General features: G+C 24.7%; 31 protein-coding genes. 3 read left to right on the top strand and 28 right to left on the bottom strand.

The features are described 5' to 3' along the window. Window positions 1–142: 142 nt before the first annotated feature. From AAHM95_RS05410 to parE, 26 genes are all read right to left on the bottom strand, one after another. A protein-coding gene (locus AAHM95_RS05410; protein WP_338975281.1) for an IS3 family transposase occupies window positions 143–1,260 on the bottom strand; the annotation gives its coding sequence in 2 pieces (ribosomal slippage) (window positions 143–990 and window positions 990–1,260; 1,119 coding nt in all). Between the two features lie 39 nt (window positions 1,261–1,299). Beyond that, window positions 1,300–2,181 carry a hypothetical protein gene (locus tag AAHM95_RS05415; RefSeq protein WP_342274328.1) on the bottom strand — a complete coding sequence of 294 codons (882 nt, stop codon included), beginning with the start codon at window positions 2,179–2,181 and terminating at the stop codon, window positions 1,300–1,302. An 11-nt stretch (window positions 2,182–2,192) separates the two neighbouring features. Next, the gene (locus AAHM95_RS05420; protein ID WP_342274329.1) at window positions 2,193–3,251 is read right to left on the bottom strand and encodes a hypothetical protein; all 1,059 of its coding nucleotides are present in this window, start codon (window positions 3,249–3,251) and stop codon (window positions 2,193–2,195) included. A 403-nt stretch (window positions 3,252–3,654) separates the two neighbouring features. Then, window positions 3,655–3,981 carry a hypothetical protein gene (locus AAHM95_RS05425; protein ID WP_338960277.1) on the bottom strand — a complete coding sequence of 109 codons (327 nt, stop codon included), beginning with the start codon at window positions 3,979–3,981 and terminating at the stop codon, window positions 3,655–3,657. Window positions 3,982–3,992: 11 nt separating this feature from the next. Then, window positions 3,993–4,247, bottom strand: coding sequence for a hypothetical protein (locus tag AAHM95_RS05430; protein WP_342274330.1), 255 nt, complete (start codon window positions 4,245–4,247; stop codon window positions 3,993–3,995). A 22-nt stretch (window positions 4,248–4,269) separates the two neighbouring features. Further along, complete coding sequence (locus AAHM95_RS05435) at window positions 4,270–4,476, bottom strand: hypothetical protein (RefSeq protein WP_174480363.1); 207 nt, start codon at window positions 4,474–4,476, stop codon at window positions 4,270–4,272. A gap of 1 nt (window position 4,477) precedes the next feature. Then, window positions 4,478–4,711, bottom strand: a complete 234-nt coding sequence (locus AAHM95_RS05440) for a hypothetical protein (RefSeq protein ID WP_286640898.1) — start codon at window positions 4,709–4,711, stop codon at window positions 4,478–4,480. Then, on the bottom strand, window positions 4,711–4,980 hold the full coding sequence (locus AAHM95_RS05445) for a hypothetical protein (RefSeq protein WP_342274331.1): 270 nt from the start codon (window positions 4,978–4,980) through the stop codon (window positions 4,711–4,713). Before AAHM95_RS05445 ends, AAHM95_RS05440 begins: the two co-directional genes overlap by 1 nt. After that, on the bottom strand, window positions 4,980–5,108 hold the full coding sequence (locus AAHM95_RS05450; protein WP_342274332.1) for a hypothetical protein: 129 nt from the start codon (window positions 5,106–5,108) through the stop codon (window positions 4,980–4,982). Before AAHM95_RS05450 ends, AAHM95_RS05445 begins: the two co-directional genes overlap by 1 nt. 16 nt (window positions 5,109–5,124) lie before the next feature. Further along, on the bottom strand, window positions 5,125–5,544 hold the full coding sequence (locus tag AAHM95_RS05455) for a hypothetical protein (RefSeq protein WP_342274333.1): 420 nt from the start codon (window positions 5,542–5,544) through the stop codon (window positions 5,125–5,127). Between the two features lies 1 nt (window position 5,545). After that, a complete protein-coding gene (locus AAHM95_RS05460) occupies window positions 5,546–6,403 on the bottom strand; it encodes a hypothetical protein (protein ID WP_342274334.1) in 858 nt (285 codons plus the stop codon). Window positions 6,404–6,507: 104 nt separating this feature from the next. After that, complete coding sequence (locus AAHM95_RS05465; protein ID WP_342274335.1) at window positions 6,508–6,702, bottom strand: hypothetical protein; 195 nt, start codon at window positions 6,700–6,702, stop codon at window positions 6,508–6,510. A gap of 49 nt (window positions 6,703–6,751) precedes the next feature. Next, entirely contained in the window at window positions 6,752–7,021 is a 270-nt protein-coding gene (locus tag AAHM95_RS05470; RefSeq protein ID WP_342274336.1) for a hypothetical protein, read from the bottom strand. A 197-nt stretch (window positions 7,022–7,218) separates the two neighbouring features. Further along, window positions 7,219–7,395: a hypothetical protein gene (locus tag AAHM95_RS05475; protein WP_342274337.1), complete on the bottom strand. Its 177-nt coding sequence runs from the start codon at window positions 7,393–7,395 to the stop codon at window positions 7,219–7,221. Window positions 7,396–7,478: 83 nt separating this feature from the next. After that, the gene (locus AAHM95_RS05480; protein ID WP_342274338.1) at window positions 7,479–8,327 is read right to left on the bottom strand and encodes a rolling circle replication-associated protein; all 849 of its coding nucleotides are present in this window, start codon (window positions 8,325–8,327) and stop codon (window positions 7,479–7,481) included. Between the two features lie 143 nt (window positions 8,328–8,470). Beyond that, window positions 8,471–8,614: a hypothetical protein gene (locus AAHM95_RS05485; protein ID WP_342274339.1), complete on the bottom strand. Its 144-nt coding sequence runs from the start codon at window positions 8,612–8,614 to the stop codon at window positions 8,471–8,473. 331 nt (window positions 8,615–8,945) lie between these two features. Beyond that, the gene (nusB, locus tag AAHM95_RS05490; protein WP_281748253.1) at window positions 8,946–9,350 is read right to left on the bottom strand and encodes a transcription antitermination factor NusB; all 405 of its coding nucleotides are present in this window, start codon (window positions 9,348–9,350) and stop codon (window positions 8,946–8,948) included. Then, complete coding sequence (locus AAHM95_RS05495) at window positions 9,316–9,684, bottom strand: hypothetical protein (protein WP_342274340.1); 369 nt, start codon at window positions 9,682–9,684, stop codon at window positions 9,316–9,318. Before AAHM95_RS05495 ends, nusB begins: the two co-directional genes overlap by 35 nt. Before the next feature lie 14 nt (window positions 9,685–9,698). Then, complete coding sequence (gene efp, locus AAHM95_RS05500; RefSeq protein ID WP_338975581.1) at window positions 9,699–10,262, bottom strand: elongation factor P; 564 nt, start codon at window positions 10,260–10,262, stop codon at window positions 9,699–9,701. Between the two features lie 2 nt (window positions 10,263–10,264). Continuing rightward, the gene (locus tag AAHM95_RS05505) at window positions 10,265–11,341 is read right to left on the bottom strand and encodes a M24 family metallopeptidase (RefSeq protein WP_338973802.1); all 1,077 of its coding nucleotides are present in this window, start codon (window positions 11,339–11,341) and stop codon (window positions 10,265–10,267) included. A gap of 83 nt (window positions 11,342–11,424) precedes the next feature. After that, entirely contained in the window at window positions 11,425–11,574 is a 150-nt protein-coding gene (rpmG, locus tag AAHM95_RS05510) for a 50S ribosomal protein L33 (protein WP_174481164.1), read from the bottom strand. 173 nt (window positions 11,575–11,747) lie between these two features. Beyond that, a complete protein-coding gene (locus AAHM95_RS05515; protein WP_342274341.1) occupies window positions 11,748–12,884 on the bottom strand; it encodes a hypothetical protein in 1,137 nt (378 codons plus the stop codon). A gap of 457 nt (window positions 12,885–13,341) precedes the next feature. Further along, window positions 13,342–14,406 (bottom strand): L-lactate dehydrogenase, encoded by a 1,065-nt coding sequence (locus tag AAHM95_RS05520; protein WP_342274342.1) that lies wholly within the window; start codon window positions 14,404–14,406, stop codon window positions 13,342–13,344. A 246-nt stretch (window positions 14,407–14,652) separates the two neighbouring features. After that, a complete protein-coding gene (locus AAHM95_RS05525) occupies window positions 14,653–16,092 on the bottom strand; it encodes an NADP-dependent glyceraldehyde-3-phosphate dehydrogenase (protein ID WP_342274343.1) in 1,440 nt (479 codons plus the stop codon). Between the two features lie 158 nt (window positions 16,093–16,250). Continuing rightward, the gene (gene parC / locus AAHM95_RS05530) at window positions 16,251–18,764 is read right to left on the bottom strand and encodes a DNA topoisomerase IV subunit A (RefSeq protein ID WP_342274344.1); all 2,514 of its coding nucleotides are present in this window, start codon (window positions 18,762–18,764) and stop codon (window positions 16,251–16,253) included. A gap of 22 nt (window positions 18,765–18,786) precedes the next feature. Then, entirely contained in the window at window positions 18,787–20,709 is a 1,923-nt protein-coding gene (parE, locus tag AAHM95_RS05535) for a DNA topoisomerase IV subunit B (protein WP_342274345.1), read from the bottom strand. Window positions 20,710–21,067: 358 nt separating this feature from the next. Between parE and AAHM95_RS05540 the strand changes: the two genes are divergently transcribed. Together AAHM95_RS05540 and AAHM95_RS05545 are read left to right on the top strand one after the other, a co-directional pair. After that, window positions 21,068–21,196 carry a hypothetical protein gene (locus AAHM95_RS05540; RefSeq protein ID WP_342274346.1) on the top strand — a complete coding sequence of 43 codons (129 nt, stop codon included), beginning with the start codon at window positions 21,068–21,070 and terminating at the stop codon, window positions 21,194–21,196. Window positions 21,197–21,219: 23 nt separating this feature from the next. After that, the gene (locus AAHM95_RS05545) at window positions 21,220–23,022 is read left to right on the top strand and encodes an ankyrin repeat domain-containing protein (RefSeq protein WP_342274380.1); all 1,803 of its coding nucleotides are present in this window, start codon (window positions 21,220–21,222) and stop codon (window positions 23,020–23,022) included. A 113-nt stretch (window positions 23,023–23,135) separates the two neighbouring features. On the opposite strand, the gene uvrC is transcribed toward AAHM95_RS05545, so the two are convergent. Continuing rightward, on the bottom strand, window positions 23,136–24,905 hold the full coding sequence (gene uvrC, locus AAHM95_RS05550) for an excinuclease ABC subunit UvrC (protein WP_342274347.1): 1,770 nt from the start codon (window positions 24,903–24,905) through the stop codon (window positions 23,136–23,138). Window positions 24,906–25,009: 104 nt separating this feature from the next. Continuing rightward, window positions 25,010–26,110: a hypothetical protein gene (locus tag AAHM95_RS05555; RefSeq protein WP_342274348.1), complete on the bottom strand. Its 1,101-nt coding sequence runs from the start codon at window positions 26,108–26,110 to the stop codon at window positions 25,010–25,012. 345 nt (window positions 26,111–26,455) lie between these two features. Between AAHM95_RS05555 and AAHM95_RS05560 the strand changes: the two genes are divergently transcribed. Further along, entirely contained in the window at window positions 26,456–26,926 is a 471-nt protein-coding gene (locus AAHM95_RS05560) for a cell envelope integrity TolA family protein (protein WP_342274349.1), read from the top strand. The last annotated feature ends 44 nt before the right edge of the window (window positions 26,927–26,970 follow it).

Below are 26,970 nucleotides of genomic sequence, written 5' to 3' on the forward strand. Positions count from 1 at the left end.
ATATAAAGCAAATAAGTTAAAACTTATATTTAGTTTATGAATTTATTTTAACATCTTTTTTATTTTTCTTAGAATGTTTATTTCTATAATAACAAACACGACATACAGTATTTTCAGTTTGGAATGGCAACCCTTTTTAGGACTATTTTTTGGTAGACATTTGTTTTTGATAACTAATTGGAGTTAGGTAGTTTAGAGTACTGTGAATTCTTATGTTGTTATATCAATTGATGTAATCAAATAATTCTAATTTTAATTGGATTAATGATGTAAAATTTTTATCATTAATAAATTCAATTTTGAAAGTTTTAAAAGTTGCTTCAGCAACAGCATTGTCATAAGGACATCCTTTTTTGCTTAAAGATCGAGTTATGTTGAAAGCTAATAAAAGCTTATCAATAGTTTTATTATTGAATTCATTACCGCGATCAGTATGAAATATTTCAATATCTTTTAAACAGTGATTTGATTGCATAAATGCTTGATATACTAATGATGCATCTTTTTTAACTCCAACACTATGTCCAATAATTTCGCGGTTAAATAGGTCGATTAATAGGCAAATATAGTTTCATTTACCATTAACTTGAACATAAGTTAAATCACTAACAATAACTTCATTTTTAATTCTATTATTAAAGTTTCTATTAACAAGATTGGTTATTTGACTATCATTGACTTTATTATGATAATTTTTGAATGATAATTTAGTGTATTTTGATATTAAATTATGCTTATTCATAATTTCTTTAATTTTTCTGCGTGATAAATAAATTTCTTGGTTTGCTAGTATGACTTTTAATCTTCTAGTACCATAAACTTCTTTATTTTCTTTAAAAGCACTAATAACAGCTTGTTCATAAATATTATTTTGAATTTTATTTTTTTTCTTTAAATTAAAATAATATGTTGATTTAGAGAGTTTTAAAAAATGACACATTGTGCGAATTTTATATTTAGATTTATTATTTGCAATAATCTCTACTTTCTGCCTATTATTAGTGCTGCTTGCTTTAAAATATCAATTTCCATTCGTAACTGTTTTAATTCTTTATTTGCTTGAATTAATTGTTTTTCTAAATCTGAAAGATTATCTTTAGTTTTAAAACTACCTGAATTAGTAAATTGCTTAATTCAATTGTAAGTAGCTGCTCTTGTAACATTGTATTCTTTAACAAGGCAAGATACTGATTTGCCACTTTGATATAAAGCTACTATTTGTTTTTTAAATTCATCTGAATATGAGTTAATAGTGACCATAATTATAATTCCTTTCTTTTAACTAATTTGTTCACTTGTCTATGTAATTAGTGTCCAATAAAGTGTAACCCATCCAGTTTCTTTCTTTTCAGTTTGTAATATATTATCCAACTTATCTAATTCTACTGCTCTAATATCATCAACAGTAAAATCTAATGCTTGTGACTGTTCATAGTCTTTAACACTACTTAATTCACTTTTCAACGAATGAATATAATTCAAAGCACGACTATTATATTTTTGTAAATAGGACTTAGGAAATCATAAACTAAAAGTCATAGTTTCACCACTATAACTAGGTGGTAATCCACCACGTTTAATTATTTTTTTAGTTTGTCTTTTAGATAATACAATTTTATTATAATCATCAACATTAGTATAAATATTTAGTTTAAATTTAACTAAAAATAACAAAATACGCATTCTTTTAACTTGAACAATATATTCTACTTTTTCACGTGCTTGTTTTGGTATTCTATCGGGGTGTTGTTCAATCATATACATAATTCCATTAAAATTATGACCTATTAATTTACAAAACATTCCTAAACTTTCTTGTGTTTCTTTAAATTCGGGTGACAAATCATTACTATTAATTTTCAAACCTAACTCATCTAAAACAACCATATCACACTCTTTAAAAGCATAATTACTATTTAATTGATTAAATTTAAAAACATCATCATAAGAACAGCGATAACTATATTCATTACGAACTTTAATAGGAATAGGACTTACTACCCTACCCTTATGTTTTTGTGCTAAACAACAAGCAAGAGCAGATTTACCAGTACGTGGTGGTGCTGAAATAATATAACTACCTACACGTTGTAATATCTTTATATTTTTTCTAGTTATTAAAAACGGATAAACTATTATTAATAATAAAACTCCTAAAAGTAAATAACCATATCAAGGCATTATTTCAACTCCTAACCAACTAAAAATCCAACTGCTTTTAAAAATACTCATAATGTTAAAACTTGTTCTAAACCACTAGTAAAATCAACATTTAAAACAGAACTAATAGTATCATCAAAAATACGTCTCAATAATCCATCAAGTTTAGTAAAAAATTCTCTTAATGGTTCCACGGGTAAAACCTTACCAACAACACCATAAAGTACTCACCTAAAAGCATTACGTAAATGACCAAAAACATCATATCAACTAACACGCTCATACTCAGGGTTAAAAGGACTATTTGGCGGTACTGGTGTTACTTTCTCACTTGAAAAAATATTAATTTGACCAAAATTTAACTGTGGTGAAAAAGTTGGTTTAGTTGATTCACCATGAACATCAAAAAATACTGTTAAATGTCTTAAATTTGGAACACGAATAGGCATAGTAACAAAATTATATAAATCTTGCTGATAAACATCATTATCAACTTTACCTTTAAAAACATACTTAGTATCACCAACATTATCTAAAAAACTAAAAACAAAATTAGCAGTAAAAGTTTTAAAATATTCATATTCAAAATAAAACATAAAACCTTGAATATAAAAACTTAAAGGTTTATCAATTTCAAAATTTAACTGTGTTTGAAAATTTATAATTCTTTTACCAGTATTAACAAAGTTTAAATTATTAGTATTATTCTTTGCAACATAATTATGATTAAACATAATACGTGAAAATTCATCTAATTGTTTTCTATTAAAAGTATAAACACCAGTTCCCATATCTATCATTTGTGATGGAACACCAACTGTATCACTATAATAATAACATGTATATAAACCTTCATTATTTCCTATAAATTCACCACTTACTAATTTTAAATCCGGTTGGTCAACATCAAAATAAGCAGAATTTCATGGAATTGTTGCTCAATCATCAAAATCATGATATTTAACATGTTTAACCATTTCTTTTGTAATATCATAATTAACAACATTAGCGTCATTTGAAGCAATTAAAGAAGTAGGTGCTTGAACAAAAGTATTTACAACAAAAAATAATTTAGCAAACTTAAATCACATAATTATTTACCAAATAAACATTTTAAAATTCACCATGAACCATAAAACAAAACAAATCCAATAAAAAACTGTGTTCCATAAACTACTAAATTTCATAAAATAGTAGTAAAATCGTCAACTGGATTACCTATAAACATAGTTCAATAATCAACAATACATTGATGTATTTTATTGTAAATTTCTAAAACACTCATAACTAACACCTACCCAAATAATGACCTAAAAATAAATTTAATACTACGATAAATAAAATTAAAAAATACACCTAATACTAATCAAAAAGTTAAATTAAACAAAATATAAACTTCATCAGTAATATTAGTTTGATTTAAAAATATACCAATATCATTACTAGAAAATATAAAAATAAAATGCAATATACTAAGAACAAAATTAGACATAACTATTTACCTACAAACTTCCCTTTTTTATTCTCAATACCCTTAGCCTTATTATCTAAACGTTTTCTTTCAGCAAGTTGTTTACCAACTCATGATGAACCTTTATAAAATTTAACAGAAGCACGACCCATAGTTTTAACATTCTGTCCTAAATCTAATGCTGGTAACATTAATTCGGGTAAAATAACCCTAAATGCAAATCTAAGCAAAATTAAAAATATCATTAACGTACCCAAATTAAAACCTAAATCACCAAGTGGAAAACTAAAAAACTTCATAAAAATTGAAGCAAATAATTGCATAACTGTTGTAATAAAAGGTATAAACATAATTTCACATCCTAATGTCTTGTAAATCTAAATAATCCCAAAATTAAATAAAATACAAAACTAACATTTATTAAAGCAAGAATAGGCAAAGGTAAAGTGTATAAACTATCATAAAAAAACGACTTAATAAAAAGTGTTACAGTATGTAATCCAGTAAAAGAACTTAAATACTGCATATAAATAGTTTGTACCAAAGTATTAACAACTGGTAAAAGTCTACCTAATAAAGGTAAAACAAAAACCAAACTAAAAAATAACTTTACCATTTGCTTACTTCCTTTCTAATTACTAATGTGTTCCATGAATAATATGTCCCACAAATTGTTTGATAAACACTAATACCATAAATACAATTGAAATTAACACTGGTCAATTTGTAAGTGTTCCACCATCGCCAGTAGTAAATACTCAACCAAAAATATAAGTAAAAGCATTTAATAATTGTTGGCCAACACCACCAATCATATTTAATAATGCTGATAATCCAGCAGGCATATTAATCACCTCCTTTCTCTAATTCTTTTTGTTGTTTTTCCATTTCTAATTTACGTTTCTTTTTTTCAAAATCTTTACGACAAAATATACAATCGGGTTCACTATCATTATCTTTTATATGTTTTTTATGTTTAAATCTTTGTATACCTTCACGTATTCAATTTCTACAAAACCAAAGAATTAAACAAAACCCACCAATATATAACGCATATTTTATAATTTCTTTAAAATCCATTATTTATCACTTCCTTTCTCAATATTCTTTTTCTTATTTTTAATTGATTTAATCAAATCTAAAATTGAAAATAAAATACCCATAAAAAATGAAATACCACCAATAAAAAACCAAAATCAACGAATAAAACTCATATCATTATCAATAATTTGCTGAATACCACCAACAAATAACCATAAACCACAACTAGTAAAAACACTAATAAGAATAATATTAACTCAATCAAATTTAGAATTTTTTTTATGTTTTATAACTTCTTTATTTTCCATTATTTTTTACCCCCTAATAAAAAATCATCATAATTCAAATTTTCACTTAATCTTTGGTCAAAATTTCTTTTTGCCTTTTTCTTATGCAACTTTTGTCTTGGCATATTTTTTCATTTATCTTTTTTCATAAAATTAATTCACTCCTTATAAAATAAACGTTTTTATTGTTTTATTTTGTTCATTAATCTTTGAATTTTCATTATTAATTTCTAATAATTTATTTTGAAATTCTAATGTTTGTTTTAAATCTTTTATTTGATTATTTAAATTTTCAAATTTTCTTTCTAATTTTTGTTTTTCATATCTTTTTCTTTCAACTTTTAAATCATTCTTTTTACTAAATTTATTTTCTTTTCTCTTAAAAACTCAATTTGTTATTTTAGTTTTAATATTATTTCATGGAATACCAATATAACCTACAACAATACCAATTAAAATAGATACTGGTTTAATTGCAACAATTCCTAAAACTATAATGCTAGGAATTAATCCTAAAAATATACTAAATGTAATACATCCAGTTAATGCCATAAATTTTAAAATTCATCACATATATATTTTCACTTTAAACACCACCTAATGTATAAGCATAAGAATAATCCCAATTTAAACTTGCTCTATCTAAATTAATCTCCGACATACTATCATCATTTAAATCAACATCAACCATACCGTCATCTGTACTTTGATAATCATTAACACTGCCATTAATTAATCTTGCTCTTTCATCTGTAAATACTTCTTGTAACTCTGTATTATTATGTGTATTTCCTAATGGTAATAATAAAGTATTAATAATCTCACTTGCTCCGGCAATAATTGTAGGAATAGCAAAATAATTATTAAAATTATTGTTTATACCCATAGCAACCCCACTACTAATCAAACATCCACCAGTACCCATATTTGCTATCTTTCTTATATTTTGAAATCTATTAGGGATTAACTCAGTTAAACCACTAATAACATTTGCTATACCAAAACTATTTAAAGATATATAAGTATCTCAATCTACAAAAGGCTTATCAATTACTGGATTAGGAGTTGGTATTGGAATAGGAATTGGTGGTTCAGTAGGGCATGGTGGTCAAAAACAAGGTTCATTTCTTAATAAAGAAACTGACTTATTTACATACTGAACAAACTTAGCATAATTAATTAAACCAATTGTTCCTAAACCTAAAAATATCTTTTTATAACTATTAATCACTTTATTTTTAGTAGTTAGTCTTTGATTAATATTCCATATATCAATTCCTAACTTTTTACTAAATAACAAAGAATTAATACTTCCTAAAATTGGGTCTTTTAAATATTGACCATAATAAGCACTAACTCCTACCATAGCACTTAATGGACTTAATCCAGTTCTTAAAATTTTAGTTAAAGTATAATTACTAGTTTGTTCTAACACATTAGGCATAAATAAAACTCCTTACTTATTTAATAAGGAGCATATTTATACTAATTTGTATAACATGGGAGCAAAGTACACAAAAAAGTATATATATGCTCCCTATTTAATTTTTAATTTTCTTTTTGTTGTAATGGTTCTTTTTGTTTAACCAAAGCAATATCTAATATGCAATTTGGACAGTAATATTTTTTATTATATAAGTTTTGTAAAACTTTTTTAGGACAAATAACTTGGTCACAAAGTTTGCATAAATACATTGCTAAATGAAAATTTTGTTCACAAGCACAATTATTAATTTTTGACATAACTTAAATCCTTTAAATAATAATTTAACAATTACCCTATAATAAATAACTATTTAGTTTTTAAATTATGTATGTCAATAATTTTTGCTTCTCATGTTATTTCAACATCATAATAAGAACCAAGACTTAAATTCATTTTAGAAAGTTTAGTAAATAATTCACTATCATGTAAAACTCATTTATCCTTAGATTTTTCACCAGTTGATATTTTAATACCTTTATCAGTAACATAAAACGGCGAAAAAGTAAGTACATCATAATTTTTGGACTTACCACTTTTTTCATCTTTAATTACTTCATTGCTTCTAATTTTTGTCAATTGACATAAAAAATATATATTAACCTCTCCAGTTCAATTTATTATTAATAATAAATAGATTAATAATGCGGGTAATAAACATTATTAATTATAATATAACAGAAAAAAATTAAAATACAATAAAAATAGATAATAATGAGAACTGGAGTAATCACTATTATCTAATTAACCATTATATATATATATATACAAGTATTTTATTCAATTTTATTTGTTTTTTTATTTTTTATATTGTCAACTAAAATTGATAATTCTCCCTCAAGTGCAACCATTAAGTTAATAGCTTGACATTCATGTTTTTCCATATTATTTATAATATCAACACAATCATCTAACAAACTATACAATTGACTTAACAATTTATATTTCGTCATAAATTTTAAAACTCCTTTATTTTTAAATAACTTATAATTATAAATTATAGATATTAAATAAAAATAAACAATATATTTTAAAATTAATGTAAAACTCTAGGTACACGCTTAATTGCATTTCTAAACCTAATACTATCAATTGAAACATATTCATCATAATCTTTAAAATTGTCACCAAAAACAGTAGTATCAAAACTACCACCAAAAAGTATAGTACGACCTAAATTATCAATTTTCTTTTTAAAAAATTGTGTATGTAATGCATTAACAGAAGCATCAATTAAACGTTGATATAACATTATTTTTTGACCTTTAACTACTTTTGGATTAGAACAATTACGAGAAAAAGCATATGCACGAACACCTAAATCATATTGATTTTGAGATTTTATATCATTTTGTACTTTTACAACATATTTACTTAAATACTTAACTATATTTTCATTAGTACCTTTTTGAACAACTCTTACATCATTAAAACCAAATGGTCATCATTGTGGCAACATACTTTTATGTATTTTTCTATTAAATAATATATGAAAATGAATAGCACCGCGTTTTTGATATTCATAAACATACATATATTTTAATTCACCTAAATATTTAGCACGTTTAGGGTCATTTCATCAACGTTTTAAACGTTTAAAGAATATAGCAATATCATGTTTTGCTTTATTAATATCTTGCATATTATCGACATAAGTTAAAGTAACAAAACTTAAAACTTTTGAATTATAAAAATTATGATACGCTTTATGTATTAATTTTGTTTTAGTACGAATAGTAGAATTACGTAACTTTTTATCATTAATACCTAAATTTTTAATACCAACTTCATTACGCTTATTATTTAAAATAGCACTCATAGGTAAAACTATATTTTTAACATAAGCACCATAATAAACTTTCTTAATATAAAAATTTTCTTGCATATATAAAAACTCCAGTTCAATTGTTATAAATAACAATTTATTTTATATACTTTAATAACAAACTAATCATAACACAAAAAACAAAATAATTAATAAATTATCTTGCGGTGAATTGTGTTACTTAATTGAATTGTGTTACTTAATTAAATTATCTTGCGGTGAATTGTGTTACTTAATTTAATACCAACTTCATTACGCTTATTATTTAAAATAGCACTCATAGGTAAAACTATATTTTTAACATAAGCACCATAATAAACTTTCTTAATATAAAAATTTTCTTGCATATATAAAAACTCCAGTTCAATTGTTATAAATAACAATTTATTTTATATACTTTAATAACAAACTAATCATAACACAAAAAACAAAATAATTAATAAATTATCTTGCGGTGAATTGTGTTACTTAATTGAATTGTGTTACTTAATTGAATTGTGTTACTTAATTAAAGTATATTATACTTTATTTTTTTATTTTTTAACTATTAATTTTTAAAAAATAGTTACATTGAACAAAAATATTACATTATAACATAAAAAATATCTTTAAAATAAGATAATATATTTATATTAGAAATATAGTTATTAACTAAATTCAATCATATACTAGTTATAATTACTTATTTATTTTATCTAAAACACCATTAATGTATTTATAAGCATCATTTGGACAATAAGCTTTAGTTATAATAATAGCTTCATTAATAATAATTTTTTTATCTGTTTTAGTATGGACAATTTCATACACTGCTAAAATTAAAATTGCTTGTTCAATTGGTTTTAAATTTTCAAAATCTCATCCTTGTTTTAAATTTTTATTAATTAAATCTATTAAATCATATTCATAATCAATTATTTTATTTAATATCTCACATTGTTCAGTAATTAAACTCTTACCTTCTTCTTCAAAAAGAAATTGTTTAAATGCTTGTTGTGATTGGCCTTCAAGGAAATATTGATATAATACTTCCATCATGCCAATTCTTTTATGATGCTGGGTTATCTTCTTTTGTTCTTGCATTGTTGATTTCTACTTCCTTAGTTTTAGCAATAAATATTATATGAATATTTAATAAAAATAAATTTAAAGCTGATTCAGTACGTCTTAAAATTAAATTATTAATTTTATTTTTTAAATTTACTAAATCTTCATTTGGATTAACAATTAATTTTATTCGCAGAACAATATTATTATTAATAGCAGTAATATCATTTGTTTCTAACATTAGAACTTCAACATCTTCTAATATTAATTGATAGTTATCATTAATTAATAACATATAAATAAATTTTTTAATAACTAACGAAGATAATTTTAATGTTCCAACTTTACTTTCTTCAATAAGTATTTCCATAATATTCACCTTTCTTAAGCGCGAGTTTTGTATTTCCCTTCATCTGTACTTACTACAATTTTATCACCATTATTAATAAACATTGGTACTTGTAATTGTAAACCATTTTCTAAAATAGCTGTTTTTGTCGTATTAGAAACACTATTTCCCTTGACTCCTGGTGGAGCATCAACAACCGCTAATACTACCGAAGGAGGTAAATCAATACCTAATATTTCTAAATTTTTATAAACCCTTAATGATACTTCATTACCAGGAACTAAAAATTTTTTTTCTCATGATAAGCGTGATTGATCAATCCTAATTTCATTATAATCTTCATTATCCATAAAAACTGAATACATACCATCATCATAACTATAAATTGCTGGTCGTTTATCAATAATAGCTGGATAAACTGTATCACCACCGGTAAAAGTAATACTAATAATAGCTTGTGTCCTTAAATTTTTTGCTTTTACCTTCACATGCGCTTGTCCACGTCCACTTTTAGAATGTGCTGATTCAATAACTATTAAAATATCAGTTTTATTATGTAAAAAAGTAATTCCTGGTTTAAAATCATTAACGTTAATCATTTTTATTTTTTCTCCTTTCAAATGTCAATTTCACGAGATGATTTTGTTAAAATTTGATAACCATCTTTGGTAACTAAAATATCATCTTCAATTCTAACACCACCTAAATTAGGAATATAAATACCTGGTTCAACAGTAATAACCATTCCCGGAACTAAAATAGTAGATTCATTTTTAATAACTCAAGGCGATTCATGAATTTCAATACCAAGTCCATGACCAGTACCATGAGTAAAATATTGTTCATAACCCTTTTCTTTAATATATTCTCTACAAATCTTATCAATTTCACCAATAGCTATACCTGGTTTTACAGCCTTAATTCCTGCCATTTGTGCTGATTTAACTATTTCATGAATTTCAATTAATTTTGGATTAACTTTACCAATCGCAAAGGTTCTAGTCATATCTGAACAAAAACCTTCATATACACAACCAAAATCACAAGTAATTAACTCATTATTGCCAATTTTTTTATTACTAGCTTTACCATGAGGCATTGCTCCTCTTTCTCCAGAAGCAACAATAGTATCAAATGATGCTTTTGTTGCACCATTTTTAACAAATGAACGTAATATTATATCTTCAACATCTTTTTCACTAACACCAGGTCGGATAAAGCTTAAAACTTCATTAAAAGCCAAATCACCAATAGCACAAGCTTTTGCAATTCGTGCAATTTCGATTTCATCTTTAATCATTCTTAATGAACTAACATAAATTGGAACAAATTCAATATCTTTAATTTCTTGCTTTCAACTTTCTAATTGAGCAATAGTAATATATTCTGCTTCAAAACCAATTTTTTTAATTTTTTGTGATTTTAATAAATCTTTCAACGAAGAAAAAATATTACTAAATTGAATGCATTTAACATTTTTGGCATTTTCTTTTCCCTCAGTAATATATCTTCCATCTAATAATAAATTTGCATCATTTTTGCTAATCAATAAATAACCTAACGTTGAAATAAAATCACTATATCAAAAGCGATTTTCGGGAGAGTAAAATAACATAGCATCTATTTTATTTTTGGTTAATATTGTTTCAATAATTTCTTTTTTATTTAAATTTTTCATTTTAAATTCAATCCTTTTAATAAATCATTAATTAATAACTAAGTATATTGTACTGTAAATTAAAGAAAAGAAATAAGTAAAACTTATTTCTTTTCTTTATGTAGTGTATGTTGATTACAACGAGAACAATGTTTTTTTGTTTCTAATTTTTCAGGCTTAGTTTTTTTATTACGATCAGCAATATAATTTTCTTCTTTGCAAACTTCACATCTTAAAGTTAATCCATCACGCATTGTGCGCCTCCTTAATAATAATTGAGTTATATACAATACAATATTATTGCATAATTAAATAGTTAGTTCAATTAAATAAAGGAATTATTTTTAAACTTCCTTATATGAAAAAATGTTACTAATATTAAAAATACAAAATATCAGTAACTAGGTAATTATTTAAATAATATTATTTAAAATACTTGATATCAATATAAGTCATCAGTTTTATACTGTGTAAAAATACTAACTGTTTTATTATATCTATTAATTTCGCCATTCATTCCATCAGGAATACTTTTAGTATTAACTTCTAAATTCTCAATTTTGTTTATATTTGCATCAATATTAAGAACATAATTTGGATTATTTAATGTTTTAACGAAAAAATTAGTTGAAGATTTACCCTTATTTTCTTGATTATTTAATAATTTTATTTCACTTATTTCATTAGTTAAATTTATTGTTTTTAATACAACTAATTCATTTTCAGAATTAAGATTTCTCTCAATTATTCTAACTGTCATTTTTTGTTGTCGATCAAATAAAAGTAATAATTGACTATTAATATTCAATAAATCATAATCATCAGAAATTTCAAAATTATATTTTCCTTTAATAACTTGACCTGATGAATCAATAATTTGAATATTTTTACTATCTTCTTTTAAAATATATGTTTTACTATTTAATCTAATAATATCAATTCCATAAAGATCTAATTCAGAATATGTATTACTTACATAATCATAAATTAATACTTGATTATTATCATCTTTAATTACTCAAACTTCTCTATTAGTTTTAAAAAAATATTTTGCTGTTCACGATAATTTATTAATAGTAAAATCGGAATTACTTACTAAAAGACTATAGTCTCCATTATCTGACTTAATAATAACTTCATCATCACGAATATAGTTAATTTCTTTTATTGTATGAAATAAAGAAACAAATTTTAATGGCATTAATTTTTGATCTTTTATTTCTCCAAGAGTAAGTATAGTGTGATTTAAAATTTTTGTTTCAATTAAAAATTTTGTATTACTAATTGCTGTTACCTTGCCATAAAGATTAAATTCTTTAAATATTTCTATTTTTAATGAAGTTAAAACACCATTAGAAGTTAATAAATACAGGTTTTTGGTAAATTTTTCTGTTAAAATTCCGTAATTTCCTCCTTGACCATTAGTGAATTCAGTGAATCTTATATGATCAGGATTAGAAATTTCTTGAAACTTCTTATCTTTATCTAAAAATCATAATTGATTTCCATTAATCACTAAACCAAGATTATTATTAAAAAAATAAAATTTACCTTTTTTATTCAAATTAATTAAAGAAATATCATCTTTACTTTGTTGAAGATTATATTTTAAATCTTGTAACTGATTAGCATTCGTACCTATATTATTAGTATTTAAAATACTACTTAAACTGCTAACAGTTGTTGCAAGTGTTAAAACACTTAATGTTTTTAATAATGCTTTTATGATGAAAACCCCCTTTTTTCCCCATTAACTTCTTAAATTTAAGAAGTTAATTACATTTTAATTTTCAAAAAAAATAAATGCAATAAAAAATTAATATTAAAGTATTCTAATCTATTTTCTAAAAAATATTTTTTATCAAAACCATTCTCCTTTTTAAAATCTTTAATTTGACAAATTTTAAAATATACTTATCAAATAACTTCTATTTACAATTAATTTATTTTCATAAAATTAATAAATCCATTACTTAAAACTAAAGTAATGGATTAATTTTTATATTAAACTAATAATATATTTATAATGTTATTTTTGGTAATTCTTTTCTAAAGATTAAATAATACATACCAGGTAATAAAATACCACCACCAATAAAATTACCAAATAAGGTTGGAAGTTGTACTTGATAACCAAATTGTAAAAAGTCATTAAATCCACTATGAATTCCATAAATATTAAATAAAGGCCCTAATCCTCAAACATAAAAATTTGCTACAACGTGAGAAAAACCAGATAAGGCAAAAACCATAATTACTAATCCTATTAATAAAAATTTAGCAGTAGATGAACGAGTGGCATGAGAAATATAAACACTTCCTGCTACTAAAACGTGATTTTGTCCTTCAAGGATATTTCTTACTAATAATGCCAATGCTGCACCAATACCATAAAAAGTTGCACGCTTTAATTTAATAATTTTATAAGCTCTTTGTGCTACTTCTTTTCTTAATTCTTCTAAATCTTTTTCTTTAATTCTACCTTCAGTAATTTGTTGATAAATAGTTTTATTACCTACCGAAACCGAACTTCAAGGAATCATTGAAGAATCACCATGTTCACCAATTACATAAGCAGCAACTGACTTTGGATTAACTGCAATTTTTTCTCCAATTAAATATTGTAAACATAAGGTATCTAAAATTGTACCAGAACCTAATACTTGATGATAATCAAATTGTGTAATTTTTTGATAAACAGTTGTCATAATATCAACAGGATTAGATGCAATAATAGTAACACCTTTAAATCCTGATTTTTTAATTTCTAAAGCAATGCTCTTCATAATTTTGGCATTATCTGCTACCATATTTAATCTTGTTTCACCATCTTTTTGTGGTCTTCCAGCAGTAATAACAATAATATCAGCATCTTTACAATTGCTGTAATTTCCCGCCTTAATTGAAATAAAAGGATGATCTAAAGCTGCTTGACAATCAGCAAAATCAATCGCATTACCTTCAGCTATACCTTCAAAAGCATCAATTAATACATATTCTTGGGCTAAACCTTGATTAATGGCACTGTAAATAAAACTACTACCAACAGCTCCACATCCAACAAGGACAATTTTTCGTTTTGCCATATTTACCTCCATATTTTTTGCATTTCATGTAACAGTACTTTATCCTCGGCACTATTTTAATAACTTACTTTTTAAAATAAAAGTTACAATGATATGTAATATTTTTATTATGCTTTTTATATAAGAATGTTAAAAAAATAAAAATCTAATTAACAAGGACAAAAATTTATTACATTTTTATCTTACCACTATTTTAATAAAAAAATAAAACTTATTTTTTTATTAAAATAAGTTTTATTTTTTCTTTTAAATTTTTGTTTTTCAATTAATAACAATCCCTTTTGGTCTAGTAAAAGCAAGTAACGAAGGACGAATACCTTGTACGCCAAGACCCGAATCCTTAACACCAACAAAAGAAAAGTGATCGGGACCACGTTGTGACTGATCGTTAATATTAACACTTCCAACTTCTAATAATTTAGCAATACTCATTGCACTATTAATATTAGTAGTAAAAACAGAAGCTTGTAAACCATATTGTGAATCATTTGCAATATTAATTGCTTCTTTTACTTCATCAAAAATAATAATCGGCAACAATGGTGCAAAAGGTTCTTCTCATGCTAAATTCATTTTTGTTGTTACGTCAGTAATAATAGTTGGTCACATTAAATTTTCTTTAAATTTATTACCAACTAAACAATTGGCTCCTTTATCTAAAGCATCTTTAATTAATTTTTTAGCATTATCAACTGTTGGTTGATCAATAACAGGAGTAATATCACAATCATCTGTGGGCAAACCAACAGTTAACTTTTCAACTTTTTCTTTTAAAATTGGAATTAATTTGCTACTAATTGTTCTTTGTACTAACACTCTTTTAATAGCAGTACAGCGTTGTCCTGAATAACTAAATGCACCTTTAATGATTTTGGTTGCTGTATCTTCAAGATCAGCATCATTAAGCACTATTGCTGGATCTTTACCTCCTAATTCTAAAATCAAATCAGCTTTTAAAGATTTCTGTGAAATACGATTACCAACAACAGCACTACCAGTAAAAGAAATAACATTAATTGCTTCATTTTCAACTAAACTATCACCAATTTCACTACCTTTACCACTTATAGCATTAAAAACACCATTAGGAATGTTAGCTTCTTTAGCTAATTTAGCTAAGTGTAATCCCACCAATGATCCTTGTGTTGCGGGTTTAAAAACAACACTATTACCAGTCACAAGTGCTGGAAATATTTTAGAGACTGATAAATTTATCGGATAATTAAAAGGGGAAATAGCAAGAACAATTCCTTTTGGTACGTATTCAAAAACAGCTAATTTGTTCATACTTCCTCAACTATCACCTGTATAAGATTCAGGATGAAGACGTAATGCTTCTTGTAAAGTATATTCAATATATTCAACTGTTCTATCAATTTCACTGCAAGCTGCTTTTGTGCCTTTAGCAATTTCATTAGTCATTAATTCAGCAAGTATTAATTTATCGCGAATAATTAATTGTTTTCAAGAATTTAAAAAAGAAATTCTTTTTAAAATAGGCATTTGTTCTCAATTTTTTTGAGCAAATTTTGCAGATTCATATACTTTTTTAATTTCAACTTTAGTTAAGGCAGGAACTTGGCCTGCTATTTTATTAGTGGTGGGATTGATAACTGATATTCAATTACCATTTTTATACAACTCACCATTAATTAGAGATTGATATTTAATAATATTATTTGTCATCTATACTTCCTCCTTAAATCACTACCATAATAATTATAGCATTGATATAAGTCATATCCTATTCACTCTTAACTAAAATTATTATTTAAATTTATATTATGAAAATCAAAAAAACTAATTCTTTAAAAAGTCCATAATTTTCAACAAAAAAGTTTATTTTAAATACCATTGTTGTTTTCTTTTCCATCCAAATTTTCTGATATTGATGATATATCAGCATCAATAACATCAGTTTTTAAATCAATCACTAAATTACTACCGCCAGCAATAATATCATCAGCAACTACTTTGCCAGTTCCTTCATTTACCTTGCTAAGATTAATGTCACTTGCTTTAATCACTAATCATTTTTCTTTTTTCGTTAATATATTAATAAAAGATGTTGCTGGTGATAAGAAAGTTTTAATAATACTAATACTTTTACTTTTAGGAACTTTTATTACTTTATTACCTTTTGTTGTTCGTGAAGTTTGTTCAATAGTATTGAATAACATTCGTTTAATTGTTCCAACTGATGTTAACATTGCATAAATATCATTACTATTACCACAAGCCATTCCTACCACTTCATCTTCTTCAGAATTAATTTTCAAAGCTTTAACACCTGTTGCAGTTTTAGTTAATAATGGAACTTTCGTTTCTAAATATTTTAAAGTCATACCCTTGCGAGTACTAATAACAATAAAATCATGACCGGTAGTACTATTAACACTAATAACACTATCGTTCTCTTTTAACTTAACATATTTGGCGGTTTTATTAAATCTGGTAGTTGCTAACTCTAAAAGTGGCATTCTTTTAATTAAACCATATCTAGTAGCGACTACTATATTTACATTTGGCTGTTCAAAACTATTAACTTGCGCAACACTAATAATTTTTTCATTTCCTTCAAGTTTACATAACGTATTAACATGAATACCATTATCTTTCCATTTATTTTCTTCTAATTTAAAAATTGGTATTAAAAAATAATTACCTTTATTTGTAAAAAATAATAAATTATTAAAATTATTGAACATTGCTCCACCAATAATAACATCATTTGGCTTACGCCCAAAATCTTGATAATCAAGATTTTGTAAAAATACTTTACTACTTATTACCTTAATTCAACCATCATAACTAATACTAACAAATACATTTTCTTGTCGCAATGTTGCTTTTTCATCAATTGTAATTTCAGAAATTTCACCTTGAATTTGTGATTTTCTTAATCCAGAAAAATGAGAATTAATTTGTTCTAACTCAGTAATAATAACTTGACGTAGTGAATTTTCATTATTAAGAATTTCTTGTAAAACAATAATTTTACTTTCAATATCTGCTTTTTCTAAAACTAATGATTGAATATCAGTAGCAGTTAAACGATATAAACGCAATTGTACAATTGCTTCTGCTTGAATATCAGTAAAATTAAAAGCTGATATTAAATTTAATTTTGCTTGCATACGGTCAGTTGATGTTCTAATAATTTTAATTACTTTATCAACTTCACTTAATGCAATAACTAAACCATTAACAATCTCTAATCTTCGTTCTAATTGTGCTAAGTCATATTGTGAACGCTTAGTAACAACATCAATTTGATGATTAATATAAAAATCTAACATATTAATTAAACTCATTTGTACTGGTTTTTTGTTAGCAATTGCTACTAAATTAAAGTTATAATAAATTTGTAAATTGGTATTTTTAAATAAATAATTTAAAATTTCTTGTGGTTTACTATTTTCTACTAAATCAATAACTATTCGTAAACCAAAACGATCCGTTTCATCACGTACTTCTTTAATACCATGAATTTTTGCTAATGTTTTAACATCATCAATTTTTTTAATTAAATCTTGTTTAATAACTTCAAATGGAATTTCGGTAATAATTATTTGTGGAATTTCACCTTCATTATTAATATGAGTTTTGGCACGAATTGCAATTCGCCCCTTACCAGAACGATAAGCTTCTTTAATACCTTTAATACCTTGAATAATTCCTCCGGTTGGAAAGTCAGGACCCTTAATAACACGCATTAATTCGCTTAAATTACATTGTGGATTATTAATTCTCATGACAATTGCATTAATTACTTCTTGTAAATTATGAGGTGGAATATTAGTTGCCATTCCAACGGCAATTCCAGAAGCACCATTTACTAATAAATTTGGAAAATAGGCAGGTAAAACTGTTGGTTCTGTTTCTGATTCATCAAAATTTTTAATTAAACTAATAGTATTTTTCTTAATATCCTTCAATAATAATTCTGAAATTAATGATAAACGTGCTTCTGTATATCGCATCGCAGCAGGATTATCACCATCAATTGAACCTTTATTACCGTGCATTTGTACTAATGGTCATGCTACCTTTCACTCTTGTGCCATTCTACACATCGCAGCATAAACCGCTGTATCACCATGAGGATGATATTTACCAATTACTTCTCCAACAACACGAGCTGCTTTTTTATATGCTTTATCATTGGTTAAACCCAAATCATTCATAGCATGCAAAATTCGACGTTGAACTGGCTTCAAACCATCACGGACATCGGGCAATGCTCGTTCTAAAATAATATATTTGGCATATCGACCAAAACGTTCTGCAACAATATCATCAATAGGATAAGATAAAATTTGTTCATTATTTTGTTGAATCTCTTCTTTACTATTCATAACTTATAAACTCCTTTTTTTCTTAATAATCACTAGCTTCAAAAGAAATATTTTCTTCAATTCATTTTCGTCTTTTTTCTGGTTTATCACCCATTAATATTTGAATTTCTGTTTCTGCTGATAGAGCATCCTCAATAGTAATTTTAATTAATTGACGGACGTTTGGGTCCATAGTTGTTTCTCATAATTGTTCAGCATTCATTTCTCCTAAACCTTTATAACGTTGCAGGTCATATTTACCTTTAATTGTTTCAACTTTATCTTTTAATTCTAACTCATTTCAAACATATACATGTTTCTCTTGCTCTTCTTCTTTAAAAGAAATTTTAAATAAAGGCGGTAATGCAATATAAATATTACCCGAAGTAATTAAATCTCGCATATAACGATAGAAAAAAGTTAGTAATAAAATTTGAATATGGGCACCATCAGTATCGGCATCAGTCATAATAATGACTTTATTATAATTACAATTTTCAATACTAAATTCGTTACCAACACCAGCACCAATCGCATTAATAATCATACTAATTTCCTCATTATTAAAAAGATCAATTACTTTAGTTTTTTCGGCATTAATTACTTTTCCTTTTAACGGTAATATCGCTTGGAACTTACGATCACGACCTGACTTGGCACTGCCACCAGCGGAATCTCCTTCCACTAAAAATAATTCATTAATATTAGGATTTTTACTTTGTGCGGGCACCAATTTACCTACTAAAAATTTTTGCGTATCTTTACTTTTATTACGCAATGATTCACGTTCTTTTCTTAAAGCATTACGAATATCACGAGCCTTAATGGCTTTATCAATAATTTTTTTAGCAGCATCACTATTTTCGTGAAGTCAAAATGAAAATCTTTCATTAACAATATTATCAACAACAATTCTTGCTTCGGGCGTTCCTAATTTACCTTTTGTTTGACCTTCGTATTGAATTAAATTTTCAGGAATACGCAACGAAACAATAGCAACCAAACCTTCTCGCAAATCATTACCTTCTAAATTTTTATCTTTTGCTTTTAATAATTCTTGTTTTCTTGCATATTCATTAATAGCTTTTGTTAAACCACTTTTAAAACCAACTAAATGACTTCCACCATCAACAGTTTTAACGTTATTGGCAAACCCTACTAACGTTTCGCTATAATCTTCCGTATATTGTAATACAATTTCAACGTCAATATTATTTTGTTTACCTTTTAAACTAACAATTGGTGATAAATTTTTTTTATCTTTATTTAAATATTGCATAAAAGCAACTAAGCCATTTTCATAATGAAAAGTTTCTTCAGTACCTGTCCTCTTATCAATTAATTGAATACTTAAATCATTAATTAAAAAAGCACTTTCACGTAAATGTTGTTCAAATAAATGAACATTTCAATCACAACCTAGAAAAACGCGATGAAAATCAGGTAAAAATTGTACCCTAGTTCCTGTTTTATAAGTGTTACCAATCATTTTTAAACTTTGATCAATCTTACCACCATTTTTAAATTTAATTTCATGAATTTTTTTATCACGATGAATAGTAACAATCATTCAATTACTTAAAGCATTTACTACTGAAGCACCAACGCCATGTAAACCACCCGAGGTTTTATAACTATTAGTGTCAAATTTTCCACCAGCATGTAAAACCGTATAAATAACTTCGGGAGTACTTTTTTTTGAAGCATGCATACCAGTTGGAACACCACGACCATTGTCTTCAACAGTAACTGACTTATCAACATTAATAGTAACAACAATACTAGTACAAAAACCAGCTAATGCTTCATCAATACCATTATCAACAATTTCTCAAACTAGATGATGAAGACCACGATTATCAGTAGAACCAATATACATTCCAGGTCTTTTTCTAACTGCTTCTAGACCTTCTAAAATTTGAATTGATGATTCATTATAAACATTGTTTTTTGGTTTATTTGCCATGAAAAAAAACTCCTTACTACAATTTATTTCATTTTCATTTTATCATATATTTATTTATTTAAAGATAATGTCGATAAAAGAACTAAATCAATTTTATAATTTAAAGTTAAAGGTTTCTATACAAAATTTAAGATAATACATTTAAAATAAATATTTAACTAATAATTTTTAATTATTAATAAAACAGCTATAAAAATAAATATAAAAAAACTATTAACTTTTAAATTAATTAAAAGTTAATATTTGAATCATAAAAAAAATAAATATAATAATCTTATAAAGATTATAGAATTTTATCGCTTACTTATTTTAATGTTTACAAAATAAATGGGTTTTTTATTGTTAAAGGAGTAAAAAAATGAATGACGATTTAAATGAAAAATTAATAAATAGTGCTTGAAATGGCGATTTAGATACAATTAATATTTTACTGATAAATAATGTTGCTGATGTTAATTATTTAACTATAAATAATTTAGTGCTTTAACACTATCCGACTGAAATGGACACTTAAATATCGTTAAAACTTTACTAGAAAATGATGCTAATATTAATCATGCTAATATATTTGGTAATACTGCTTTATTATTAGCTGCTGAAAATAATCATATTGAAATAGTTAATACACTAATAGAAAATAACGCTAATATTAATCATGAAAATAATGGTAATGAAACTGCTTTAATCTTAGCTGCTAAAAACGGACACTTAAATATCGTTAATATCTTAATAATGCAACATAATATTAATATTGATCATCCTAATAATTTTAATAATACTGCTTTAACACTAGCTGCTAAAAACGGACACTTAAATATCGTTAATGTATTAATAACACATAATGCCAATGTTAATCATATAAATGAAGATAATGATGAAACCGCTTTAATCTTAGCTGCCAGAAACGGACACCATGAAATCATTAATCTCTTAATCGATAATTTTGCTAATATTAATCATGAAAATCGTTATGGTGATACAGCTTTAATATGAGCCGCCAGAAACGGACACTTAAATATTGTTAATAGCTTAATAATGCAACATAATATTAATATTAATCATGAAAATATAGAAGGTTACACTGCTTTCAAGTGAGCCGCTACAAACGGATATTTAGATATAGCTAATGTTATAATAGCGCATAATGCTAATGCCGATCATACAAATCAAATAAATAATAATGCTTTAATATGAAGCGCGCGAAATGGTTATCTAAATATAGTTAATAGTTTAATAATACATAATACCAATATTAATTATGTAAATGAAAAAGGTGATACAGCTTTAATATGAAGTACTTGAAAAGGTTATTTGGAAATAGTTAACACTTTACTAGCAAAAAATGTTAATGTTAATTATTCAGATCAATCTGGTTACAGTCCTTTAATGATAGCTGCTGAAAATGGTTTTTTAGAAATTACTAATGCTTTAATAAAAAATGGCGCCAATGTTAATCATACAAATCAAGTTGGTGATACGGCTTTAATCTTAGCTGCTGAAAATGGTTTTTTAAAAATTGTTAATAGTTTAATAGAAAATAACGCTAATCTTAATTATGCAAATCAAAATGGTAATACAGCTTTAATGATGGCCAATAAAAATAACCATATAAAAATAGCAAGAATAATCGAGCAAATAAATCAACTAAATCAACTAAAGGCAGAAAATTTAATAAATGCTAAAGAAATGATACTAAACATTAATAATGTTTTAAATGAACAACTAAAAAAAACTAATGAAATAAAAGATAATCAAAATGATAATGAAATTTGAAAAAATAATCAAGAAGAAATTATTGAAATCATTGATAACTATAAACATAATTTAAATCAAAAACTTAAAAATATTAATTCAGAACTTAATAATCATTTTCTAAAAAAAGATTTTATTAATATTCTAAAGTTTGGAAAAGAAAATTATTCATTATTACATATAGCAGTATTAAATGATTGACAAAAATTAGTAACTTATTTAATAAATGAATGACCAGTTGATATTGATTATCAAGATAATTCGGGAAATTCGGCATGAAATCATGCTTGTATGTTATTACAACCAAAAAATACTTTGACTATTAAAAAAGAACATCAATTAACTTATAAAAATAAAGTATTTATAAAACAATTAATTCCTTCATCTCTAAATTGAAATCCAATTGAAAAAAAAGAAATTAATAAAAATGCTAGTGAAAATAGAAAAAAATTATTGACTATTATATGCCAAAAGATAAAAATAGTATTGAGAGTTGAGAACATATTAGTAGTATCGATTTACAAATGCAAAATTCTTTCACAAACGAAAGCAATACGTTAAAATTTTCAATATCTTAAAACATTAAGATATTTTTTATCTAACTTTTGATATTTTTACATTAGTAACTTAGATAAATATCTTATTTACGTTATTATTTATTTCTTAATAACATATTATTCAAAACTATGTAATTCTTTTCATAGTTTTTCTAAAATTACTTTTGATTTAACTAATGATGAAAGTTCTGTTTTTGTAGCATTTTGCAATAATTGTCAAGTTGGAAATTGCTGTAATATTTTATTTTGTAATTGTAAACCAATTCTTGGTACTGATGATAAAACACTACTTATCATTGATTGACTTCGCTTTGCTTTATGATATTTAATTGCATAATTATGAACTTGATCTTGTAATTTACTCAAAAATAAAAAACAAGCATCAGTCTTAGGAATATTAATAATTTGCATTTTATCATTTATAATTTTATCAGTTTGATGTTTTTTATTTTTAACTAATCCAATAATAGGAATTGTTAAGTTTAATAATGTTAGTTGTTCTAATGTAGCACTAATTTGTGGTTTTCCACCATCAACAATAATTAAATCAGGAAGTGGCAATTTATTAATAACTAAGTGATGATATCTACGATAAATCATTTCACAAAAACGATGATAATCATCAACAATTTTTGGATCTAATAAAAATTTGCGATAATCATTAAAACTAGGATTACCATTCTTATAAACAATCATACCACCAACACTAGCACTTTGTTGAAGATTAGAAACATCAAAAACCTCTAAATGATTTAAATTAGGAATTTTTAATCATTGTGATAATACTTTCATCATATTTAACGGCGCATTAAACTGATTAGTCTGTAAATAATTATTTCATGCATAAATGGCATTGGTTTTTGCCAATGTTAAAATATGTTCTTTTGTTCCTTTAATTGGATTAATAAATTTTATTTGTGGAAATAATAATTTTAATTGTTTTAAATCAATATTTGATGGTAAATATATTTCATTTGGCAATGTATTTTTACTATATAGTTGTTGACAATAATTACGAATTAAATCTTGAATTTCTAAGTAATTATTTTGAACTATTTGTTCATCTTTAGCTTGCAATTTACCATTACGATAAAATAAAGTAATTAAAACAACCATTTCATTTTCAATTAAAAAATTAATAAAATCGCGATTTCCATAATCTTGAAACTCAACAACTTGTTGTGATAAAAATAGATCTATTTTTGATAACAAAATTTTAATACGATTAGCATTTTCAAATTGTAAGTTTTCAACACTAATATTCATATTATTAATTAATATTTTTTTAACAGCAGTAACATTCCCTTTGAAAAATTGATCAATTTTACTAATCATATCTTCATAATAAGTAATAGGTACTGATTTAAAACAAGCGCCAGAACATTGCTGTAAATGATAATATAAACAAGGTTTACCAAGATTACCAGCACATTTTCGTAATGGAAAAATTCGTTCCAATAACTTTAAAATTTCACGCGCACCAGTACCATCGGGAAATGGTCCATAATAATGTCCCTCTTTTTTAGTAGCACTACGTACATAACGATATTGTGGATCACGATTATTAGTGATTTGAATATAAGGATATTTTTTATCATCTGCTAACAAAATATTATATTTAGGATGATGTTTTTTAATCAATGTTTGTTCTAAAATTAAAGCCTCTTTTTCATTAGATGTCGTAATGTATTCAACATCATGAATATCATTAACTAATAACATTGTTTTAAAATTACTGGCTTTATTTAAATATGAAGTTACTCGTTTTTTTAATGAATTAGCTTTACCAACATAAATTAAATTATTATGTATATCTTTAAATAAATAGCATCCAGCAATATTAGGTAAAAGTTTAATTTTCATTTGTAGTAAAGATTTTTCTGCCATTAGTTCACCTAAATTTATTAACAAATTAAAAGATACTTTGATTTTAACATTAATATAATGTTTTATCCTAAAGTAAACTCTTAATTTTATTCATTATTAATTACTTATGATTCGTTATTAATAATAGTCTCGTTATCATTAATAATTTCACGATTTAAAATACTATCTTCTAAACTTTTTTTAACTACCAGAGTACCTTTGCTATTACTCATTACATCTTTTTGTTTTTCAGGGTCAATTTTACCAAAAGGAGTTAAATAACTATTTTCATTAAAATAAACAATAGGTGAAGAAGGTTTATTGATAATGTCGCTATTATCATTTTGTTTTATTTCATTTTGTTTTATTTCATTTTGTTTTATTTCTGCTTTTTTTACTGGTGATATAGATGGTTCCTTCTTTGATTCCTTATTAAAATTATTTTCTTTTCTAAAAGATTTTTTAACTTGTTTATCAATTAATAATTTTTCTTTTTTTAACTTAATATGTTTTTGTTTTAAATCAGCATTTATTTTATTTTTTTGCTTTTTATTTTTATTATTAATAATAATTTGTTTAATAATTTGTTTCATTTTGCTAAAGAAAATAAAAGGTTTATTAAAAATAAATAAACAAGTTAAAGAAAAAATACTAATAAAGTTTGCAATTAAATTAGTAACAAAAAAACCATAATTAAAAATACCTATTAAAACATTACTAATAATGCCACCAGTAGCATATGCTGGAAAAAAGGTTTCAACACTAAAGTCTTTAAAAGAAATTGGTGAAGCAAAAAAACCTAGATAATTATTTATAGCATTTGTATTTCATCATGTTTTAACGTATATTTCACTAATATTTAATAGGTTTAAATTATAATAACTAGTTCATAAATTATTCTTTCCTAAAATTATTAAAGTTAAAGTTTGTGTTGTCCAACAACTAATCACTAAAAATAAAAAAGTAACAAAAATATACTTCAATTTAAATTGCATGCGATAACCAAAAGCTAAAGGAATAATCATTAAAAAAAGAAAGAAATAAACAGCATATTTCACTCATCCAAATAAAAAAGAAAAAAGAAAATCATCAAGTACTTTACCAATTATTGAAAATCTAGTTAAACTAACTATTAGGAAAAAGAAGATTACTAATAAGAAAAAAAGTAACCCAACTTCATCACCACGAGATTGAGATTTTGATATTTTAATGCCATTTTTAATCATAAGAATATCACCTCTTAACAGTCTCCACAAAATAACTTATAAAAATAGTATAACATAATTGATATATGTAATATCTTTCTATAATCGATTTTTGATTTATTATTGCAAAAGAACAATAATATTTTTTTAATACTTTTATCATAAAAAATGTATTATTTAAATTTCATATTCATTATTTTCTAGATTTTAAAAATTTAAAATAAATCATTTTTCTTATTTATATTTATTTAAGAATTAATTTATATAATATTATATAATCATTGTAAACTTAATATAAGTTTTACCCGTTGCTTCATTTAAAGTAAAATGGGTTTTTATTTTCTAATTTTAAAGGGGACATAAACAATGTGAGGTTTTAATAAAAATAAAAAAGAAGAACAAGAAAGACAAAAAGAAGCCGAAAAACAAGCAGAACAACTACGAAAAATTGAAAGAGACCAAGCTAAATTAAAAGCCGAAAGAGAAGAAAGAAAAAGACAAAAAGAAGAACAAGAAAGACAAAAAGAAGCCGAAAAACAAGCAGAACAACTACGAAAAATTGAAAGAGACCAAGCTAGATTAAAAGCCGAAAGAGAAGAAAGACAAAAACAAAAAGAAGAAAGAGAAAGAGAAGAAAAAAATAGAAAAGCCGAAGAAGAAAGCCAACGTGTAAAAGAAGCAAATGAATATATGGAAAAACAAAGAATAGAAAGAGAAGCAAAACGAGAAAAAATTTTTCAAGAAAAATTAAAAGAAGATAGAGCTAAAGAATTAAGAGAACGTGCAGAAGCAGAAAATGCAGCAAAAATAAAAGGTAAAGGGCATTATAATCCATAAATTTGGAAATGTTTAGTAATCTGTGTAACTTACAAAAATAACTA

The sequence above is a fragment of the Spiroplasma endosymbiont of Phycita roborella genome (assembly GCF_964031195.1).
GTDB classification, from domain to species: domain Bacteria; phylum Bacillota_I; class Bacilli_A; order Mycoplasmatales; family VBWQ01; genus Spiroplasma_E; species Spiroplasma_E ixodetis_A.